Source organism: Mycobacterium sp. (assembly GCF_029961025.1).
In the GTDB taxonomy this organism is placed as follows: Bacteria; Actinomycetota; Actinomycetes; order Mycobacteriales; family Mycobacteriaceae; genus Mycobacterium.
The window spans coordinates 277,184-296,113 of sequence record NZ_JASBVP010000006.1; the positions used below are offsets into that span (position 1 = coordinate 277,184).

The 18,930-nt window shown below is 66.6% G+C and carries 22 protein-coding genes and 1 pseudogene; 9 read left to right on the forward strand and 14 right to left on the reverse strand.

From position 1 onward, the window contains the following. The gene (locus QJR12_RS09245; RefSeq protein WP_300581039.1) at nt 1–972 is read right to left on the reverse strand and encodes a PAC2 family protein; all 972 of its coding nucleotides are present in this window, start codon (nt 970–972) and stop codon (nt 1–3) included. 342 nt (nt 973–1,314) lie between these two features. Between QJR12_RS09245 and QJR12_RS09250 the strand changes: the two genes are divergently transcribed. Continuing rightward, on the forward strand, nt 1,315–2,385 hold the full coding sequence (locus tag QJR12_RS09250; RefSeq protein WP_300581041.1) for a DUF4192 domain-containing protein: 1,071 nt from the start codon (nt 1,315–1,317) through the stop codon (nt 2,383–2,385). Here the strand turns inward: QJR12_RS09250 and QJR12_RS09255 are convergent. From QJR12_RS09255 to QJR12_RS09265, 3 genes are all read right to left on the reverse strand, one after another. Further along, nucleotides 2,366–3,058, reverse strand: coding sequence for a metal-dependent transcriptional regulator (locus QJR12_RS09255; RefSeq protein ID WP_300581044.1), 693 nt, complete (start codon nt 3,056–3,058; stop codon nt 2,366–2,368). The two genes, QJR12_RS09250 and QJR12_RS09255, sit on opposite strands and share 20 nt — an antisense overlap. Nucleotides 3,059–3,215: 157 nt before the next feature. Then, nucleotides 3,216–4,205 (reverse strand): sigma-70 family RNA polymerase sigma factor SigB, encoded by a 990-nt coding sequence (gene sigB / locus QJR12_RS09260; protein ID WP_300581046.1) that lies wholly within the window; start codon nt 4,203–4,205, stop codon nt 3,216–3,218. 118 nt (nt 4,206–4,323) lie between these two features. Continuing rightward, nucleotides 4,324–4,740: a DUF3099 domain-containing protein gene (locus QJR12_RS09265; RefSeq protein ID WP_300581049.1), complete on the reverse strand. Its 417-nt coding sequence runs from the start codon at nt 4,738–4,740 to the stop codon at nt 4,324–4,326. Between the two features lie 56 nt (nt 4,741–4,796). Here QJR12_RS09265 and QJR12_RS09270 point away from each other — a divergent pair, with 56 nt between their 5' ends. Beyond that, entirely contained in the window at nt 4,797–5,036 is a 240-nt protein-coding gene (locus QJR12_RS09270; RefSeq protein ID WP_300581052.1) for a DUF3039 domain-containing protein, read from the forward strand. A gap of 38 nt (nt 5,037–5,074) precedes the next feature. Here the strand turns inward: QJR12_RS09270 and QJR12_RS09275 are convergent, their stop codons facing one another. From QJR12_RS09275 to ppgK, 4 genes and pseudogenes are all read right to left on the reverse strand, one after another. After that, nucleotides 5,075–5,269, reverse strand: coding sequence for a hypothetical protein (locus QJR12_RS09275; protein WP_300581054.1), 195 nt, complete (start codon nt 5,267–5,269; stop codon nt 5,075–5,077). Between the two features lie 222 nt (nt 5,270–5,491). Further along, a pseudogene (locus QJR12_RS09280) lies at nt 5,492–5,611 on the reverse strand (RidA family protein); the annotation flags it as partial. A gap of 80 nt (nt 5,612–5,691) precedes the next feature. Further along, complete coding sequence (locus QJR12_RS09285) at nt 5,692–7,326, reverse strand: RNA polymerase sigma factor (RefSeq protein ID WP_300581282.1); 1,635 nt, start codon at nt 7,324–7,326, stop codon at nt 5,692–5,694. 163 nt (nt 7,327–7,489) lie between these two features. Next, nucleotides 7,490–8,311, reverse strand: a complete 822-nt coding sequence (gene ppgK, locus QJR12_RS09290) for a polyphosphate--glucose phosphotransferase (RefSeq protein ID WP_300581057.1) — start codon at nt 8,309–8,311, stop codon at nt 7,490–7,492. Nucleotides 8,312–8,595: 284 nt separating this feature from the next. Between ppgK and QJR12_RS09295 the strand changes: the two genes are divergently transcribed. Continuing rightward, the gene (locus QJR12_RS09295) at nt 8,596–9,483 is read left to right on the forward strand and encodes an inositol monophosphatase family protein (protein ID WP_300581060.1); all 888 of its coding nucleotides are present in this window, start codon (nt 8,596–8,598) and stop codon (nt 9,481–9,483) included. Between the two features lie 57 nt (nt 9,484–9,540). Here QJR12_RS09295 and cei read toward each other — a convergent pair whose 3' ends face one another. Next, complete coding sequence (cei, locus tag QJR12_RS09300; RefSeq protein WP_300581063.1) at nt 9,541–10,191, reverse strand: envelope integrity protein Cei; 651 nt, start codon at nt 10,189–10,191, stop codon at nt 9,541–9,543. A 175-nt stretch (nt 10,192–10,366) separates the two neighbouring features. Here cei and QJR12_RS09305 point away from each other — a divergent pair, with 175 nt between their 5' ends. Beyond that, nucleotides 10,367–10,669 (forward strand): DUF4193 domain-containing protein, encoded by a 303-nt coding sequence (locus QJR12_RS09305; protein ID WP_300581066.1) that lies wholly within the window; start codon nt 10,367–10,369, stop codon nt 10,667–10,669. Nucleotides 10,670–10,738: 69 nt separating this feature from the next. Here the strand turns inward: QJR12_RS09305 and QJR12_RS09310 are convergent, their stop codons facing one another. After that, complete coding sequence (locus QJR12_RS09310) at nt 10,739–11,215, reverse strand: DUF3093 domain-containing protein (protein WP_300581068.1); 477 nt, start codon at nt 11,213–11,215, stop codon at nt 10,739–10,741. Nucleotides 11,216–11,240: 25 nt separating this feature from the next. Here QJR12_RS09310 and dut point away from each other — a divergent pair, with 25 nt between their 5' ends. Both dut and QJR12_RS09320 read left to right on the forward strand, forming a co-directional pair. Then, nucleotides 11,241–11,705 (forward strand): dUTP diphosphatase, encoded by a 465-nt coding sequence (dut, locus tag QJR12_RS09315; protein WP_300581070.1) that lies wholly within the window; start codon nt 11,241–11,243, stop codon nt 11,703–11,705. Next, a complete protein-coding gene (locus tag QJR12_RS09320; protein ID WP_300581073.1) occupies nt 11,705–12,460 on the forward strand; it encodes a DUF3710 domain-containing protein in 756 nt (251 codons plus the stop codon). The genes dut and QJR12_RS09320 overlap by 1 nt, the downstream gene beginning before the upstream one ends. Here the strand turns inward: QJR12_RS09320 and QJR12_RS09325 are convergent. After that, nucleotides 12,457–13,158 carry an alpha/beta hydrolase gene (locus QJR12_RS09325; RefSeq protein WP_300581076.1) on the reverse strand — a complete coding sequence of 234 codons (702 nt, stop codon included), beginning with the start codon at nt 13,156–13,158 and terminating at the stop codon, nt 12,457–12,459. The genes QJR12_RS09320 and QJR12_RS09325 overlap by 4 nt on opposite strands. A 191-nt stretch (nt 13,159–13,349) precedes the next feature. Here QJR12_RS09325 and QJR12_RS09330 point away from each other — a divergent pair, with 191 nt between their 5' ends. Both QJR12_RS09330 and QJR12_RS09335 read left to right on the forward strand, forming a co-directional pair. Continuing rightward, the gene (locus QJR12_RS09330; RefSeq protein WP_300581078.1) at nt 13,350–13,715 is read left to right on the forward strand and encodes a DNA-binding protein; all 366 of its coding nucleotides are present in this window, start codon (nt 13,350–13,352) and stop codon (nt 13,713–13,715) included. Between the two features lie 49 nt (nt 13,716–13,764). Beyond that, nucleotides 13,765–14,418 carry a DUF3159 domain-containing protein gene (locus QJR12_RS09335; protein ID WP_300581081.1) on the forward strand — a complete coding sequence of 218 codons (654 nt, stop codon included), beginning with the start codon at nt 13,765–13,767 and terminating at the stop codon, nt 14,416–14,418. Between the two features lie 72 nt (nt 14,419–14,490). Here the strand turns inward: QJR12_RS09335 and QJR12_RS09340 are convergent, their stop codons facing one another. Together QJR12_RS09340 and QJR12_RS09345 are read right to left on the reverse strand one after the other, a co-directional pair. After that, nucleotides 14,491–15,153, reverse strand: coding sequence for a TrkA family potassium uptake protein (locus tag QJR12_RS09340; protein WP_300581083.1), 663 nt, complete (start codon nt 15,151–15,153; stop codon nt 14,491–14,493). A 40-nt stretch (nt 15,154–15,193) separates the two neighbouring features. After that, a complete protein-coding gene (locus QJR12_RS09345) occupies nt 15,194–15,865 on the reverse strand; it encodes a TrkA family potassium uptake protein (RefSeq protein ID WP_300581086.1) in 672 nt (223 codons plus the stop codon). A gap of 561 nt (nt 15,866–16,426) precedes the next feature. Between QJR12_RS09345 and QJR12_RS09350 the strand changes: the two genes are divergently transcribed. Beyond that, a complete protein-coding gene (locus QJR12_RS09350) occupies nt 16,427–17,611 on the forward strand; it encodes a TRAM domain-containing protein (RefSeq protein WP_300581284.1) in 1,185 nt (394 codons plus the stop codon). Nucleotides 17,612–17,623: 12 nt separating this feature from the next. On the opposite strand, the gene QJR12_RS09355 is transcribed toward QJR12_RS09350, so the two are convergent. After that, a complete protein-coding gene (locus QJR12_RS09355) occupies nt 17,624–18,913 on the reverse strand; it encodes an ArsB/NhaD family transporter (RefSeq protein WP_300581089.1) in 1,290 nt (429 codons plus the stop codon). Between the last annotated feature and the right edge of the window lie 17 nt (nt 18,914–18,930).

Here is an 18,930-nt window from a genome sequence, read left to right on the forward strand (position 1 = left end):
TCAGGTCGAGTTGTTGCCGTCCGGCTTTTTTTCTGTCTGCTGGGCCAAAAACCGCTCCAACTCGGCGCCGAGTTCGTCTCCGCTGGGCAGATCTTCATCGTGCGCCAGCAGGGACCTGTTCTCCTGGGCGGCAACGAAAGCATCGTACTGGCGCTCGAGCGCCGCCACCACTTGAGCCACTTCCGGGCTCGCCTGAACCTGCTCGTCGACCTTGGCGCGGACCTCGGCGGCCGCTTCGGCCAGCGCGGCCAGCGGAAGCTGCAGTTGCCCGGTCCTGGCCACCTGCTCGAGCAGTGTTTGCGCGGCTGCCGGATAGTCGGTCTGCGCCAGGTAATGGGGCACGTGCACGGTGAAACCGACGACCTCATGACCGTGTTGAGCCATGCGGTATTCCAGCAGGTTGGACGCGCTGCTGGGAACCCGGACCTCAGCGATCCACGGCGTGAAATCGGCGATCAGATCCCGGTTGTTGGAGTGCGCGGTCAGGGTCATCGGCCGGGTGTGCGGCACCGCCATCGGGATTGTCCCCAGACCGATGGTCCGCCGGACGCCGAGACGCTCAGCCAGGAGCCGCACAGCGGTGACGAAACGCTCCCACTTCAGATCGGGCTCCATGCCGGCCAGCAGCAAAAACGGCGTTCCCGCGGTGTCGCGCAGCGCGTATAAAGCCAGTTCGGGGTCCTCGTAGTGGGTGAAGTGATCCCACTTGAAGGTCATCGGCGGCCGCCGCGATCGATAGTCCAGCAACTCGTCGATCGCGAACGATGCGACCCGCTCGGTGTCCAGGGTGTCCTTGAGGTGGGTTGCCGCCAGCCGGATCGCATGGCCGGCGTCCGAAAAGCCCTCCAAGGCGTGCACCAACACCGGGCCGCGGCCGTCCTGGCACGACACTTGCGGTGCCGGGAACTCAAGTTCGTACATGCCCGCCTGCCCGGATTGGTGGTCCTGCCATGGGTATTGATCTTGGGCCATAGCTGTCGCCTCCTCCATGGCGCGCCGTTGCACCACGTCCCTAGTCTCACTCGGAGACTCACTTGGCGTGGGTCTCGCTGGGTAACCGATCGGTAAATTAGCGAACCCGTCCGACCCGATTACCGGGATATACCCGACACGTATTTCGAACGTGTTATCGCTAAAGTAAGTTCCTCGGATTGTCCGGCCCGGGTTGTCGCTGGCCGCGAGGCGTCGGGTGTCGGGCTACACCGACGCGCCCGAGGGGGCCATAAACACACAGTCGTGACTTTATCCACAGCCGATGGGCCACGACGCCCGCCGGCGCAGCGGCTGACGGTACCGGTTGCCAGCGTTACAGGCATGACGAAGCATCGAGCTGATTTCGGCCTGAACCGCCCCGGGGCGCTGATCGCCGCCCTGCCGGCCATTCTCGGCTTCACACCGGAAAAATCCCTGGTCCTGGTGTCGGTGAACAGCGGTGAACTGGGGCCGGTGATGCGTATCGATCTTTCCCGAGAGCTGATCGGCCGAGCGACTCATCTTGCGCAGGTCGCGGCCGCGGCCGATCCCGAGGCGGCGATCGCGGTGATCGTCGACGCCGATGGTGCGCGCTGCCCGATATGCAACGAGGAATACCGCGAGCTCTGCGCGGGGCTTACCGAGGCATTGTCCGAACACGGCATCGTGTTGTGGGCAGCACATGTGGTGGATCGGGTGGCCGCCGGCGGACGCTGGCATTGTGTTGATGGTTGCGGTGCGAGCGGCCTGATCGACGATCCGTCGGCATCGCCACTGGCCATGGCGGCGGTTCTGGAGGGTCGACGGCTCTATGAGCGGCGCGCCGACCTGCAGGCCGTCATCGCCATCACCGATCCCTCACGGGGAGCCAGGCTGACCGGGCTGATCGGCGAAGTGGCGGTGTCGCGGGAAGCCGCACACCGCGCCGATCCCCTTGGCTGCCGCCGCCGCGATGTGCAGGACACGATGGCTGCCGCAGCCCGTGTCGGTGACGGACAGCCCCTGTCTGACGCGCAGCTGGCGCAACTGGGCTGCGCGCTGGCCGACGTGCAGGTCCGCGACACGCTGTTTGCCCTGGCGGTCGGGGAGAATGCCGGGGAGGCGGAGTCGTTGTGGGCGGTACTGGCTCGCACCCTGCCCGGTCGGTGGCGGGTCGAGGCGTTGGTGTTACTCGCGTTCAGTGCCTACGCCCGCGGCGATGGACCGTTGGCAGGGATAACGCTGGAATCTGCGCTGCGCTGCGATCCAAGACACCGCATGGCGGGCATGTTGGACACGGCATTGCAATCCGGCCTGCCACCCGAGCACATCCGCGAACTGGCCGTCACCGGCTACCGGCTGGCTGAACGACTCGGGGTGCGGCTCCCGCCGCGACGGGTGTTCGGCAGGCGGGCTAAACCTTTTCGACCTTGACCGCGTGCGCCATCTCGTGCGGCAGGCTGACATTCTCGTGACCGGGGATCACGATCGTCACCCCGACCCCGGGGTTGGTCTCGACGGTCACTCGCGCGTTGGGGACGACGCCGGCGTCCTTGAGCCGGGTGATCAGCTCGATATCCCCTTGAACGTGTTCGGCGAGTTGGCGAACGACTACCGCCACCGGCGGACCGGCCGGCAGCTCGGTCAACCGCACCAGGTTGGCGTCATCGGTACCGCGCTCCGGTCCGACACCAAGGTCTTCCAGGCCCGGAATCGGGTTGCCGAACGGGGAGGTGGTCGGATTGTTGAGGACCTGCACCAGACGGCGCTCGACATCCTCGCTCATCACATGCTCCCACCGGCAGGCCTCCGCATGTACCTCCTCCCATGGCAGGCCGATGACATCGACGAGCAGCCGTTCGGCGAGCCGATGCTTGCGCATTACGGCGATGGCCAGTGCCCGACCTTTGTCGGTGAGCTCCAAGTGGCGGTCACCGGCGACACGCACTAAACCGTCCCGCTCCATCCGCGCCACGGTCTGGCTGACGGTCGGCCCGCTTTGGTCGAGCCGTTCGGCGATCCGTGCGCGCAGCGGCATGACGCCCTCTTCCTCGAGGTCGTAGATAGTCCGCAAATACATCTCGGTGGTATCGACCAGCTCATTCATCGCGCACCCTCCATCGCTGCTGAGTCTACGTGTCCGGCTAGGTGAATGACCCCCTAAACACCTCAAGACGGCAGGATGCCCGCCGATCGTGCACGGCGGGCATCCTGCTATCGGGCTCGGTTAACGGGCTCGGTTAACTGGCGGGTTAACTGGCGGGTTAACTGGCGTAGGAACGCAGCCGGTCGGCGCGCTCGCCGTGGCGCAGCTTGGCCATCACTTCTCGTTCGATTTGGCGGACCCGCTCACGGGAGAGGCCGAAAAGCTTACCGATCTGGTCGAGGGTCCGGGGCTGCCCGTCGTCCAGGCCGAAGCGCAGCCGGACCACTTGCTGCTCGCGCTCGTCAAGGGTCGCCAACACGCTGCGGATATCGGTGTGCAGGAGTTCGGCGATCACCGCGTTTTCCGCCGACATCGCTTCGGCGTCCTCGATGAAATCACCCAGGGGAGCCTCCTCCTCGGAGCCGACCGGCATATCCAGGCTGACCGGGTCGCGACTGTGCTCCAACAGGTCGTTGATCCGGTCGATCGGAATCCCGGATTCCGCCGCGAGCTCCTCGTCGGTGGCCTCGCGACCCAGGTTTTGGTGCAGCTCCCTTTTGATCCGCGCCAACTTGTTGACCTGCTCAACCAGGTGGACCGGCAGCCGGATGGTGCGACTCTGATCGGCCATGCCGCGGGTGATGGCCTGCCGGATCCACCACGTGGCATACGTCGAGAATTTGAATCCCTTTGTGTAATCAAACTTTTCCATTGCGCGGATCAGCCCCAGGTTGCCCTCTTGGATGAGATCCAGCAGCGGCATTCCGCGACCGGTGTAGCGCTTGGCCAGTGAGACCACTAGCCGCAGATTCGCTTCCAGTAGGTGACGGCGCGCTGCCTCGCCATCGCGGACCACGGCCGCCAGTTCGCGTTTGCGGTTCTCGCCGAGGCGCTTGCGGGTTTCCAGCAGGTGCTCGGCGTAAAGGCCCGCCTCGATGCGCTTGGCCAATTCAACCTCATCGGCGGCGTTGAGCAACGCCGTTTTACCGATGCCGTTCAGATACACGCGCACCAGGTCCGCTGCGGGGCTTTGAGCATCCAGGTCGCTGTCAACCCGGCTTGTGGTGGCATCTGCCATTGCGGCCTCCTGATCGGCTTGAACTGTCATGTTGTCCAACGCGCAACCCCGGTCCGGAGTTCCCGCCGGTCCCCGGTCTTACACCCTTTGACCTGCGCAAATGTGCCGACGACCTGAGAATGTCCTGAGAAGATGCGATCAGCGGCGGCTATTTGGAACCGCCGGTCGCTGGCGGGTCCGGTTGTGCCGCCGACTCACGGCGGGGCTCAAGCGCCTGCCGCTGTGCGGTCGGGAACAGCGGGGTGCGCCGACGACTGTTATCGAACCGTCGAGGCTCATCGGCACGGCGCGGCGGCCGGTCATTGGCGATCAGTACCGCCATCCACGGCAGCGGGATCGAAACTGCCACGATCGCAAGCGAGATCAACCCGTTGTGCCATGCACCGTAGGCGAGTGCGGCCAGCACAAAAGCGGGTACCCGGAACGCCATCAGGGTCGTGTATTTGCGCACCCGCTCGCGACGCTGCTCCTCGTAAGAGGGTGCGGCGGCCGTGATCAGCACCGGGTGACCATCGTCGTCGAAACCCGGCTTCGGGCCGCGCTTCATCTCTCTACTGTCCCACATTCTGTCGACTCCGGCGGGCTCGATTTGGGAACCGGTTTCGGGGCAGAATGTCAGACATGCAGACCCAGACGATCGAACGTGCCGATATCGACGAACGCGTCGACGACGGGACCGGCAGTGACACCCCGAGGTACTTTCACTACGTCAAAAAAGACAAAATCGCGGAAAGCGCGGTCATGGGGACCCATGTGGTCGCCCTGTGCGGCGAGGTGTTTCCGGTGACCCGAGCGGCCAAGCCAGGCTCCCCGGTCTGCCCGGAGTGCAAGCGGATCTACGACCGGCTCAAGAAGGACTGAAGGCACTCCGGCCTGCTGGGCCCCGGCGGGGGCCGGGATTACGGTTCTGGTGAGCCGTTGACCTCCAACACCGCGGCCAGTTCGATCAGTTTCGCCTCATGCTGGTTGGCGTGGTGCTGGCAGAAGAGAAGCTCCGCTCCCGAGGGTAAGGTGGCGCGGACGCGAGCGGCGGCTCCACACCGGTCGCAGCGATCAGCCCTGGTTAACTCCGGGCTGGTCAATGTGGTGTTCATGGCTTCTCCCTTGCTGCCATATCTTCAGTCTCTCAGACGCCGCGGCGTTCGGGTGTATTCCCGCGAATTCCCCGTGTGTCGTTTCCCGGGTCCGCACCCCCCGGGTTCGCCACCCCCGGGTCCGCCACCCACGGTTCAGGCGGACCGGTGGGTGAACCCCGCTCCCGCGGTGCTGGTGCACGTCATCGGAGCCGAACCGCCGCGGCGGGGATGCTCCTGTCCTCAGGTCACCGGGCCTGAGGGTCGCCCTGAGGGCGTTAGGTAGGCGTCGGCTTCGATCTCGACCAACAGCTGGGGGGCGATAAACGCGGAGACCTCGACCATCGTGGCCGCGGGCCGGACCTCGGCGCAGAGCATCTCGGGTCTGAGAAACGAGGTCACCGCGGCCAAATCGCCCAGCGGCATAGATCGTCGACGCTCGCTCAGTCCAGATAGTCGCGCAGGACTTGAGAACGGCTGGGGTGACGCAACTTCGACATCGTTTTCGACTCGATCTGGCGGATGCGTTCCCGGGTGACGCCGTAGACCTGGCCGATCTCGTCAAGGGTGCGGGGCTGGCCATCGGTGAGGCCGAAGCGCAGCCGCACCACGCCGGCCTCGCGCTCGGACAACGTGTCTAGGACCGACTGCAGCTGGTCCTGCAGCAATGTGAAGGACACCGCGTCGACGGCCACCACCGCTTCGCTGTCTTCAATGAAGTCGCCGAGCTGGCTGTCACCCTCGTCACCGATGGTCTGGTCTAACGAGATCGGTTCCCGGGCATACTGCTGGATCTCCAGCACCTTCTCCGGGGTGATGTCCATTTCTTTGGCCAGCTCCTCCGGCGTGGGCTCGCGGCCCAGGTCCTGGAGCAGTTCACGCTGGATGCGGCCCAGCTTGTTGATCACCTCGACCATGTGCACCGGTATGCGGATGGTGCGGGCCTGGTCGGCCATGGCACGGGTGATGGCCTGGCGGATCCACCACGTCGCGTAGGTGGAGAACTTGTAGCCCTTGGTGTAGTCGAATTTTTCTACCGCGCGGATAAGCCCGAGGTTGCCTTCCTGGATCAGGTCCAAAAACGCCATCCCGCGGCCGGTGTAGCGCTTGGCCAGCGACACGACCAGCCGCAGATTGGCTTCCAGCAGATGGTTTTTCGCGCGATCGCCGTCGCGGCAGACCCACATCATGTCACGGCGTTGGGCGGCGGGAAGTTTCTCCCCGCGTTCGGCCATCTCGGCCATCAGCTGACTGGCGTATAACCCGGCTTCGATCCGCTTGGCCAGCTCGACCTCTTCCTCCGCGTTGAGCAGCGCCACCTTGCCGATCTGCTTGAGATAGGCGCGAACCGAGTCCGCCGATGCGGTGAGTTCGGCATCCTTGCGCGCCTGACGCAACGCTTCGGATTCGTCCTCGTCCCAGACGAAATCACCGGAGGCCTTGTCCATCTCGGTGGGCTCGACGAGTTCCTCGTCATCATCGACGCTGTCTTCGCCGATGGCGGCAACCGCGACAGGATCCTCCGGCGGTTCCAGGTCGTCCGGATCGAGATCGACATCGGCGCTGTCCGCCGTTACGTCCTCGAGGTCCTCGAGGTCGAGGTCGCCGGCGTCGAGGTCGATGTCTTCGGCGTCGAGGTCGACGCCGGGTTCCGCGTCCAGGTCCGGCTCGACATCAAGGTCCTCGACGGCGACGTCGAACTCGGTGTCAGCGGTGTTGGTTCCGCCATTTTTGATGGCGGTCTTCGGCGCCTTGGCCTTCTGGGCGTGGCTGCGCGCAGACGCTGACTTGGCGGCAGCATCCTTGGCGGTGGCACGGCTCTTTTTCGGGGTGTCGGCGCCGTCGGCGGCGGAGCCGGGCGTGGCGACCCGGGCGCCGGTCTTGGTGGCCCGTGCGCCGGTCTTGGTGGCCCGCGGGGGAGTCTTGGTCCGGCTGGCTGTCTTGCCGGCCCCCTTGGCGGGGGCGGAGCCGCTAGCAGACTTGGCGGCAGACCGCTTCGCTCCGGTTCGGGCTGGGGATTTGGTGGCGGTCCGTTTCACCGGCTCGTCTGTCGCCGAGCTTGCTTTGGTCGCTGCCACATACACCCCTTCGGTCGGACTCACTTTCGGTGCCTCTGGGCGTGCTTAACCGAAAATGTCTGCTATGTCGAATGTCGGCGCGATAATCGCCGCTATCGGTTAGGCGGCCGCCGCCGACTATTGTAACGGTCACAGGAGAACGCACGGGTGGAGCGGGCAGAATTCAGTGTGTGACATCGGTGGTTGCCGCCATGGCCGCACCGACGATCCCCGCGGTGTTCAGCAAGGCGGCGGGCACCACCGGGGTGCGATTCTCGAGTAGCGTCACCCAGTTGTCGGCCTTGCGGCTGATGCCGCCGCCGGCAATGAACAGATCGGGCCAGATCGCGTTCTCGATGGCGACCAAGACCTTGGTGACCTCTTTCGCCCACCTTTTGTAGCTCCAGCCGTGGCGGTCCCTCACCGATGACGCCGCCCGCTGCTCCGCCTCTTTGCCGCCCACCTCCAGATGGCCGAACTCGGTATTGGGCAGCAGCTTCCCATTGTGGATGATGGCGGATCCGATTCCCGTCCCGAACGTCAGCAATACCACCACGCCGGAGTTATCTTTGCCCGCTCCGTAGCGTGCTTCGGCCAGCCCGGCCGCGTCGGCATCATTGAGAACGGTGACCTCCTGGCCACCGAGTTCTACGCTGATGACCTCGCGGGCGTTCGTGCCGATCCAAGATTTGTCCACGTTAGCCGCGGTCCGCGCGACACCACCGATGACGACGCCGGGATAGGTCACCCCGAGCGGGCCCGTCCATCCGAATTCCTTGACGATCTTGGCCACGGTCTTGGCGACCGCGGCCGGGGTGGCCGGTTGCGGCGTCGGCAGCTTGAAACGGTCGCCGAGCAGCCGTCCCGTGGCCAGGTCGACGATCCCGCCTTTGATGCCGCTGCCGCCGACGTCGACACCGAGCCCCCGAAGCCGCGTCCCGGCACCGGACACTTCGGTCCCGGACGTGCCGGCGGAAATGGCGGTTGTGGCGTCGCAGCCGACCATCAAAACTCCTCGACGAGCCGTGCGTATTGCCCACACCCTAGCCGCACGGGCGGGGAAAACCTCGTTCACATGTCTCGTTCACATGTGATTGTGGGTTCGCGTGCCGTGCGACGCCAATCTCCAGGGTGTCGCAGCACACCGCTCGTGACGCCGAGAGTGGTGGCGCACCCGATCGGCCAAGGGTCCGCTTTTCAGCGGTCATTCCCGACGGCCGCCGAGTTGGCTAGGGTGTCGCCGGATGCGCGCGAGAATACCTGGTCTGGTGATGGTGAGGCGATAACTTGGTGACAAAGCTCGACAATGAGCCGGCACACCTGCGGCGGGTGGCCGAAACGCTAGCCGCGGAGGCCGCTGCGTTCGTGCGCCGTCGCCGTGCCGAGGTGTTCGGCCCCGACACCCGCGCTGCCAAAAACAGCAAAAACAGCGCGGTACGGAGCAAAAGCACTCCGACCGACCCGGTGACCGTGGTGGACACCGAAACCGAGCAGCTACTGCGCAGCCGGTTGGCGCAACTGCGGTCCGGTGACCCGATCCTCGGTGAGGAGGGCGGCGGGCCCGGGGATTCGTCGGACACCGAAGCCGAGGCTGTCACGTGGGTGCTTGACCCGATCGACGGCACGGTGAACTTCGTGTACGGCATCCCGGCCTACGCGGTGTCGGTCGCGGCTCAGGTTGACGGCGTGTCGGTGGCCGGCGCGGTCGCCGACGTTGTCGCCGAGCGGCTGTATTCGGCCGGCGCCGGGCTCGGCGCGCACCTCACCGACGAGCACGGAACCCGCGCGTTGCAGTGCACCGCGATCGATGATCTGTCGATGGCATTAGTGGGCACCGGATTCGGGTACTCGCGGGGTCGTCGCGCCGCTCAGGCGGCGCTGTTGGCCAAGATCCTGCCGGTGGTCCGCGATGTGCGTCGCATCGGTTCGGCGGCGCTGGATCTGTGCATGGTGGCGGCCGGGAGCCTGGATGCCTACTACGAGCACGGGCTGCAGGTCTGGGATTGTGCCGCCGGTGCGCTGATCGCCGCCGAGGCGGGAGCGCGTGTGGTACTGCCGCTCCCGGGAGGGCCGCCGGGCGCTGCGGAGTTGGTGGTGGCCGCCGCGCCGGGAATTGCCGACGATCTGCTGGGCGCCCTGGAGCGATTCCACGGGCTGGAACCGATCCGGGACGACTGAGCCGCTCGACGAGGCGGGACCGCCGGCGGCAGCCGGGCCGGGCAATCGCGTCCGCGATCAGCAGCTGCTGGAGTGGATTTTCGACAGCAGGGCGGGGTCGGAGGGCTCGGTGGCGCCGGGGCGCAGGCTGGCCAATACCGTGTCGATGTCATCGCTGTGCGCCAGCGAGGTGAACTCGGTGCCCAGCGCCAGATCGACGGAGTCATCGGTGCGGCCGTCGCGGTACAACTCGGTGCACGGCGCCACCAGCCACACGGCGGCGGCGGCGGCTTGACCGGCCTCGCCGAACCGGATCTGGCCCTGACAATTCAACCGGGTGTTGGCATAGATCGGGTCGTTGGCGGCGGTGGGCTGGGCGAAGCCCAGTTCCCGCAGGGCGTCGGCGGTGTCGGCGGCCTGACCGCCGCGACCACTGGCGTTGAGAACCCGGACCTTGGTTTGTGCGAGTTTGGCCGGTGTGACGTCCATCATCGTTGCACGCGACACCTGTTCACCCAGTTTCGGTGCCGCCGGATCGGCGGGTTGCGGGGGCGGGTTGCAGGCCACCGCCTCGTGGACGTCATCGGGGCGGGTCAGCGCGATCGCCCACACCACCGCGGTCATCGCCGCCAGCACGACCAGAGCCACAAGAGCCGGGCGGGCGTTACGCCGTCGAAATGGCCGACCGTGCTTGTCGAAGGCGGTGCCCTCGGTGATTTGGGTGACCATGAAGGAAACTCTAAATGCTGCGCTCAAATCGGCCCACGATGGTCACATACGTGATGTGATGTAAATCACATGTGAATCGAGGTGCAAGCGGGCACGAATCGTTTGGTAGATGCGTTCGACGCTGGTACAAAGCGTTGCTTGCAAGGTAACGAGGGGATTTCCAGGGGAGAGGCCGATGCCTACCGACTATGACGCCCCACGGCGTATTGACACCGATGACGTCTCCGAGGATTCGCTGGAGGAGCTCAAGGCCCGGCGAAACGAGGCGGCCTCGGCCGTGGTGGACGTCGATGAATCCGATTCCGCCGAGTCCTTCGAACTGCCCGGTGCCGACTTGTCCGGCGAAGAGCTCACGGTTCGCGTCATCCCGAAGCAGGCTGACGAGTTCACCTGTTCCCGGTGCTTCTTGGTGCAGCACCGCAGCCGGCTGGCCAGTGCCCAGAACGGCGTGATGATCTGCACCGACTGCGCGGCTTGACGGGGTGCTCGGTTTTCCCCCAGAAGGTTTCTCCCCGGATCGTTCGACCCGTCGTCCTCGCTGGGGGGGTCAACTTCGTAATGCCGACAGCAGCTTATCCGGGTGACGGCTGCTCACCAGCCAATAGGGCGTCGGGTCCTCCGGGTCGTCCAGGACGGCCAGCACCATTGGTCCCACCCACGCGCGATGCAGCACGTATGCGGCGGGGTCGAGTTGGCGGCCGAGCGCCGCGGACTTGGCCGAGCGTGGCACCTCGGCAGATCGGACGATCGCGGTGACCGGCAGGTGCGCCTCTCCGGCCCATAGTTGGACCCCGGTGTCACTGGCGACGACCCGGATCTCAACGCGACCCAGCCATATCAACGCCGCAGCGGCGGCAGCGAACAGCACCGCGAACGGCAACCAGGCAGGAAGGCCGGGAACGCCCCGGTTGACTTCCAGCGCGATGAGCGCCGCCAGCCCGAAGGCCGGTGGCCACCACCACCACGGCACCCGAAGCCGCTCGCGATATCGCACGCTTTGGGGCGCGACGCGCGTACCCGACATCCGATTAAGGGTAATCTCAGGGCCCGTGTCGACCAGTCTGGCGGTTATCCGCTTGGATCCCGGGCTTCCGCTGCCCAAAAGAGCTCACGAGGGCGACGCCGGGGTTGATCTCTACAGCGCCGAAGATGTCGAACTCGCTCCCGGGCGACGTGCCCTGGTCTCAACGGGTATCGCGGTCGCCATCCCGTTCGGCATGGTGGGTCTGGTCCACCCCCGATCGGGATTGGCCGCGCGGGTGGGGCTTTCGATCGTCAATAGCCCGGGCACCATCGACGCCGGGTATCGCGGTGAGATAAAGGTCACGCTGATTAATCTCGATCCGGTCACTCCGATCGTCGTGCATCGCGGTGATCGCATCGCTCAATTGCTGGTGCAGCCGGTGGAGCTGGTCGAGTTGGTCGAGGTCTCCTCGTTTGACGAGGCCGGGCTGGCCGGCACCTCCCGCGGTGATGGCGGTCACGGCTCCTCGGGCGGACATGCGAGTCTGTGATGGTATTCGGGAGACGCAAGCGCAAAGACAACCGGGAGCGGGAATCCGTTGGCTCGCCCGCTACGCAGCCGGAACCGGAAGCGGCTCCCGCGCCTGAGCCCGTCGCCGAGGAACCGGAAGGCCCGTTCGACATCGACGACTTTGACGATCCCGGGGCCGCCGAGCAGGCTCGCCTCGATCTGGGCTCGGTTCTGATCCCGGTGCCGGCGGGGAGTCAGCTGCAGGTCGAGCTGACCGAGACCGGTGTGCCCAGCGCGGTGTGGATCGTGACGCCCAACGGTCGCTTCACGATCGCCGCCTACGCGGCGCCGAAGAGCGGCGGTCTGTGGCGGGAAGTGGCTGGCGAACTTGCCGACGCACTGCGCAAGGACTCGGTCAATGTCACCATCCAGGACGGGCCGTGGGGGCGAGAGGTGGTTGGCATCGCCGCCGGTGTGGTGCGGTTCATTGGGGTTGACGGTTATCGCTGGATGATCCGTTGCGTCGTCAACGGCGGGCACGAGACCATCGACGCATTGACAGCTGAGGCTCGAGAAGCGTTGGCCGACACTGTTGTTCGACGTGGTAGTACGCCGCTACCGGTGCGCACGCCGTTGCCGGTGCAGCTGCCGGAGCCGATGGCGGCGCAGCTGCGCGAGGCTGCGGCCGCCCAGCAGGCCGCGGAACACCAACCGGGTGGTCGGTCGCCGGCCGGGCGGCGCAGCGCGGCGGGCTCGGCGATGCAGCAGCTGCGCAGCAGCACAACCGGTGGCTAGTCGACCTCGGTGAGCGCGTCCAGACACGCAGCACCGAGCGCCGCCGGATCGGCGCCGATCTGATCGAGCGTGACGGTCCGCAGGGCCGCGTGCGGCGCCACGGCCGCCCATTCCACGCCCACCTCCAGCGGATGAATCGGATCGTCCACCGCCGCGGCGATCCCCAGCGGCACGGCCAGGCGCTGCAACTCCGCGCGGCCGGGCGCTGCGTAGACAGCCGCTTCCTCCATGGCATCGGGCAGCTGTGGCCACTGACGCCGCCAGGATCGGCTGAGCTCCTCGGCCAACCAGGGTGGGCTGGATGCGCGCAGCCGCATGGTCGCCGCCGCGAGGCCCTCGTGGCGCAGCTGGCGTGCCGCCTGCCGGGCGGCTTGGGCGGCGGGGGCTGTTGCGGGGTCTCCGGTCCAAGCCGGCAGCGCCGCCAGCACGGCGACTGCGCGATGCGGATTGGCCAGCGCCCACGCGGCCGCGACCGCGGCCCCGATCGAAACGCCGCCGACGGCAATCCGGCCCCAACGAGCGGCGTTGTCCAGGGCTGCCAGGTAGCCGGCGATCAAATGTCCTGGCTGTGGCCGCGGCGCCAGCAGCAGCGCGCCGACACCGTGCAACGGGCCGGCAAACGCCCGACGGATGTAGTCGTCGTCGGAGCCGGTTCCGGCCAGCAACACGGCCCGAACACCGGACAATTCGACAGCCACCTCTTGATAGTGCCCGCCGCCAACGGCTGGTCCACACCCTGTCGCTGCGGGATCCCGGGGAACCGACGCGTTAGGGTGTCCGTTGGCATCAGGGAGCGACCGCAACGAGATGAGCTGTCGTAACGGAACAGTTTTCGTCACGGCAGTTTTCGTCACGAAGCTTTGAACTGTCAGGACTGTCAGGAGAGGCCATGGCGGCCGAAGGTTATTTGCGCCGGCTGACCCGTCGGCTGACCGATCGCCCGGGGCAACGCGACGGCGCGCAGTTATCCGACGCGGGTCTTGATATCGGCGTGCAGCGCGCAATCGACTGCAAGCGTGGCCAGGAGGTCACCATGGTGGGCACGTTGCGCAGCGTGGAGGCCGGCGCCAATCTGGACGGGGGAGTGCGCGCCGAATTGTTCGACGGCACCGATACCGTGGCCTTGGTGTGGTTGGGGCAACACCGCATCCCCGGCATTGAATCCGGCCGCACCGTGCGGGTGCGAGGCCGACTGGGCATGCTCGAGAACGGCACCAAGGCGCTGTTCAACCCGCACTACGAAATTCAGCGATGACCGGCAGTGGGGAGTTCGCGAGCCGGACGAACGGTCGGCCCGACCGCGCATGAGGGCTAACCGCGTCGACGCCGAGCACGTGCTGGCCCGGCTGGGTGGGGTCAGTGGGTTGATTTACTCGTCGCTGCCGGTGCTGGTGTTTGTGCCGGCCTCCAGTGTCTTCGGGTTGCGCGCGGCGATCGGTGCCGCCCTCGGTGCCGCGGCGTTGATCCTGCTGTGGCGGCTGATCCGGCGGGAGTCCGCGCATCCGGCGGTGTCCGGATTCGTCGGGGTCGGTGTCTGTGCGGCGATCGCCTACGCCGTGGGGGAGTCCAAGGGTTACTTTTTGCTGGGCATCTGGGCGTCGCTGCTGTGGGCCGTGGTCTTCATGCTTTCGGTCTTGATTCGCCGGCCTCTGGTGGGTTGTCTGTGGAACTGGGCCGGCGGGCACGACGGCAGCTGGCGCGGCGTGCGTCGCGCGGTCTACGCCTTCGATATCGCCACGCTTGCCTGGGTGCTGGTATTCGCGGCGCGGTTCGTGGTCCAGCGGCTCCTGTACGACGCCGACCGGACCGGTTGGCTGGCGGCGACACGCATTGCGATGGGCTTGCCGTTGACGGCGGCAGCCGCCCTGGCGAGCTATGCGGCCATCAAAGCGGCACGGCGCGCGATCGCGGCCAACGGGAACGCCGCGGCGACCGTAACCGATCCCGGCGGCGAATAGCCTGCGGACCCGCCATCAGCGGGCCCGCCGGGGTTCGCTACGGCCGATTCGGTGTTGACTTTGCTGGCGATGTTAGGCTTTCGGCAGCAGCAGTCGGTGCAACTCCGCTTCCGCCTCGGCGACGGCGACGAAGATTAACTCGTCACCGCCTTCCAACGGTTCGTCGGGCTGCGGCACGATAACCCGGGGCCCGCGCAGTATTGTCACCAGCGCCGTATCCCGCGGCAGCTGCAGCCGCTGAAGCGGTTTGCCGCGCCACGGGGTGTCGTCGGGCAGCGTGATCTCGACCAGGTTCGCCTGGCCCTTGCGGAACTCCATCAGCCGCACCAGATCTCCGACGGAGACCGCCTCTTCGACCAGGGAGGCCAAGATGCGCGGGGTGGACACCGCGACGTCGACGCCCCAGGCGTCGGTGAAAAGCCATTCGTTGCGGGGATCGTTGACCCGCGCCACCACCCGGGGCACCGCGAACTCGGTCTTGGCCAGCAAGCTGAGCACCACGTTGGCCTTGTCATCACCGGTGGCGGCCACCACAACGTCGAAATCTTCGAGGTGCACCGACTCCAGCACGCTCAGTTCGCAGGCGTCGCCGAGCCGCCAATGCGCCTGCGGAATCGCGTCGACGTCGACGTGTTCGGGGTTGCGCTCGATCAGGGTCACGGTGTGGCCGCCGTCGGTGAGTTCACGGGTGATGGAGCGCCCGACCGCGCCCGCCCCGGCGATGAGGACTTTCATCTGCGCCACTCCTCAACCCCGGTGGGCTTGAACACCCGCTTCACGACTCGAGTTCCTCACTCGGCGGCAAAGCCGCGATGGCAGCCGCCTCAGCGACCCGACCGGAAATCGCGGCGACATAGACCCGATCGCCGGCCTGAATGATGGTCTTCGGTTCGGGCAACAGGCCGGTACCGAAGCGGATCACAAACGCGGCGCGGGCGCCGGTGGCTACCTCCAGGTCGGTGACCCGATGCCCAATCCAGTCTTCGTGCAAGGCGAGCTCGACGAGCGCGACGGTGCCCGTCGGGTCGCGCCACCTGGCGGTCTCGGTCTCGCCGGTTAACGCGTGAAGCAAACGATCGGTGGTCCAGGGCACGGTTGCGACCGTCGGGATGCCGAGCCGTTCGTAGACCGCGGCGCGTTTGGCGTCAAAGATCCGCGCCACAACGCGGGTGACACCGAACGTGTCCCGGGCCAGCCGCGCCGAGATGATGTTCGAGTTGTCCCCGGAGGACACCGCGGCGAAGGCATCGGCCCGCTCGATGCCGGCTCGCAGCAGTACGTCTCGGTCGAACCCCATTCCCAGCACACGTTCGCCGGCGAATTCCGGACTCAGCCGGGTAAAGGCGGTGCTGTCGCGGTCGATCACCGCTACCTCGTGGCCGATCCGCGACAAACCGTCGGCCACCGACGCCCCTACCCTGCCGCAACCCATGACCACTACCCGCACCGAAGGTCTCCCGCTCGCAGACCGCCTCGGCGACCCCGTTGGCCGGCCGATAATCGTCGGAAACGTTCCTGCCCAGGGAACGCTACCGCCAGTCCCGTGTGAGCTCGCCCCTGGCTCTCACGTCTAAGCTTGTTCCGGGGCCGTTGGAGAGCGACGGTGTCCCCGGGGCTGTGGGATGCTGTGGGATAGCGAAGGGTCGACCCACACCCGCTTAGCCCCCAGCGGGTCGCCTTGCGGCGCCTGGCCCCGCGGGCACCCCGAACCGCCAGCCAGGAATTGCGCGGGCCGGCCGCTTGCCAGCACAATGACGCGGGGCCGCCCAGCGAGTACCGCGCACCGAGTGACGGCGTACCCGGAGCATGCCGGTGCACCGGGTGGGCGCGGATGGGGCATCCGCACAGTGCCCCGCCCGTTGAGGGGAAGGCTGTTGTTCATGTCCGCAGTGACGATGACTTCGGTTGCCCGGCAGCTGGGTTCATCGCAGCACCTCAAGATGGTGCAACGGTGGGCTGCGGACGATGTGCGTCGGGGGATCCTCGATTGACCGCGAACTCCACCGATATCCCGTTAGCAGAGCTGACTGTGGTTACCGGGGTCCCGGCGAATGGTGGCAGCTGCGTGGCGCGCCACGACGGGCGGGTGGTGTTCGTTCGGTATGCGTTGCCCGGCGAGCGGGTGCGGATACGGGTTACCTCGGGGCACCATTCCTACTGGCACGCCGAAGTTATCGAGGTGATCGAGCCGTCGCCGCACCGAATCGAGCCGCTGTGCCCGATCTCCGGTTCGGGTGGTTCCGGGTGCTGCGACCTGGCCTTCGCCGACCCGGGGGCAGCCCGTGCGCTCAAGGCCGAGGTGGTCGCTAATCAGCTGGCGCGGTTGGGCGGTCACCGGTGGCACGGCGAGGTCGAGCCCCTCTCGGTGACAGGACCCACCGGCTGGCGCACCCGGGTCCGGTTGGACGTGGGGCCGGACGGTCGTGCGGGCTTTCACCGTTACCACAGCGACGAACTCGTCACCGAGCTGCGCTGCGCGCAGCTGTCCCCCGGTATGACCGAAGGGTTGGAGGGAATCCGCTGCCCCCCCACCGCCCACCTGCATGTGGCCGTCGACGACGACGGTCAGCGGCACGTGGCCTGGACGCTGCGGCGGGGCAGACGGACGTCGACCACGGTGGTGGAGGGCAGTTATCACGCTGCGCAGCGGGTTGGCCGGCGTAGCTGGCAGGTACCGGTGTCGGCGTTCTGGCAGCCGCACCGTGATGCGGCGCGCGTTTACAGCGCCCTGGTGAGCGAGTGGGCGCAACCCGATGCGGGCGCGACCGCCTGGGATCTTTACGGTGGCGCGGGTGTTTTCGCCGCGGTTCTGGGTGCTGCCGTGGGCCCGTCGGGGCGGGTGCTCAGCGTGGATACCTCTCGAGCGGCATCGCGCGCGGCCGCGGCCGCCCTGGCCGACCTGCCTCAGGTACAGGTCATCACCGACTCGGTGCGGCGTGTGCTCGAGGGGCAGACGTTCGGCGCCGACGTGGCGGTGCTGGATCCTCCGCGGTCCGGGGCCGGGCGCGAGGTGATCGACTTGCTGGCCGCCGCGGGGGTTCCACGAGTGGTCCACCTGGGCTGCGAGGCGGCGTCCTTCGCCCGCGATATCGGTCTCTACCGTGCTCACGGCTACGTCGTGGACAAGTTGCGGGTGTTCGATGCGTTTCCGCTGACCCATTACGTGGAATGCGTCGCACTGCTCACCCGCTAGCGGCTCACGACGCTAACCGGCCACGAAGTAGCGCAGCCACAAGTAGGCCGCGCAAAGCGCCACGGAGATCGCCGTGACCACCACGCCCTTGCGGGTGAATTCCCAAAACGAGATGGGATTGCCGGCGCGCGTGGCGATGCCGAGCATCACGATATTGGCGGTGGCCCCGACGGCGGTCAGGTTGCCGCCCAAATCGCCGCCGAGCGCCAGCGACCACCACAGCACGTTCTGGTGCGGGTGACTGGGCATGGTCTCTGCCAGGTGGCCGACGATCGGTGTCATCGTGGCTACGTACGGCACGTTGTCAATGAAACCGGACACCAGCGTCGACACCCCCAGCACCAGCATCGTCGTCAGCAGGGCGTTGCCACCGGTGGCGTGGGCCGCCAATTGGGCCAGCTTGGTGATGATGCCGGTCTTCAGCAGGGCGCCGACCATGATGAACAGGCCGACGAGGAACAGCAAGGTGTCCCATTCCACGCTGTGCAGGTAGTCCGACCGATCCAGGCGGGAGACCAGGATGAGGGCGCCGGCGCCCAAGAGTGCCACCAGGGACGGCTGAAGATGGATTGCCGGGGAGACGACGAACCCGGTGAGCATCGTCGCCAACACCACCCCGCACTTGACGAGCAGCCCGCGATCGCGAAGCGCCTCGTCCTCCTGCAGCGACATGACGTCGGCGATTCGCTCGGCATCGACCGCGGGAAAACCGCGGAACAACAGCGGTGACACGGCGATGAAGACCAGCATCACGATGACCACGATCGGCGCCATGTGCACCAGAAAGGCGTTGAATGACAGGCCGGTATGGGCGCCGATGATGATGTTCGGCGGGTCGCCGACCAGTGTCGCCGTGCCGCCGATGTTGGAGGCGAACACCTCGGCGATCAACAGCGGTACCGGGCTGATCGCCAGCCGATCGCAGACCAGCAGCGTGACCGGTGCGATCAACAGCACCGAAACGACGTTGGGCAGCACCGCCGACGCGAGCGCCATCACCACCATCAGCAGGACCATGATGCGCAGCGGGGAGCCGTTGGCGCGTTTGGCGGCCCAGATCGCGGCGTATTCGAAAACGCCGGTCTGGCGCAGGATGCTGACGACGATCATCATGCCCAGCATCAGAAAAATGACGTCCCAGTCGATTCCGGTCGCTTGGGAGTAGAACACGTCGGGGGCGTCGATCACCGGTAACAGGACCATCAGCCCCGCACCCACCAGCGCGACCGTGGTCTTGCTGAAGCGCTCACTGATGATCAGCGCATAAGCGACCACGAACACCGCACCGGCGTAGAGCATCATCGGGGCCGATCCACCGG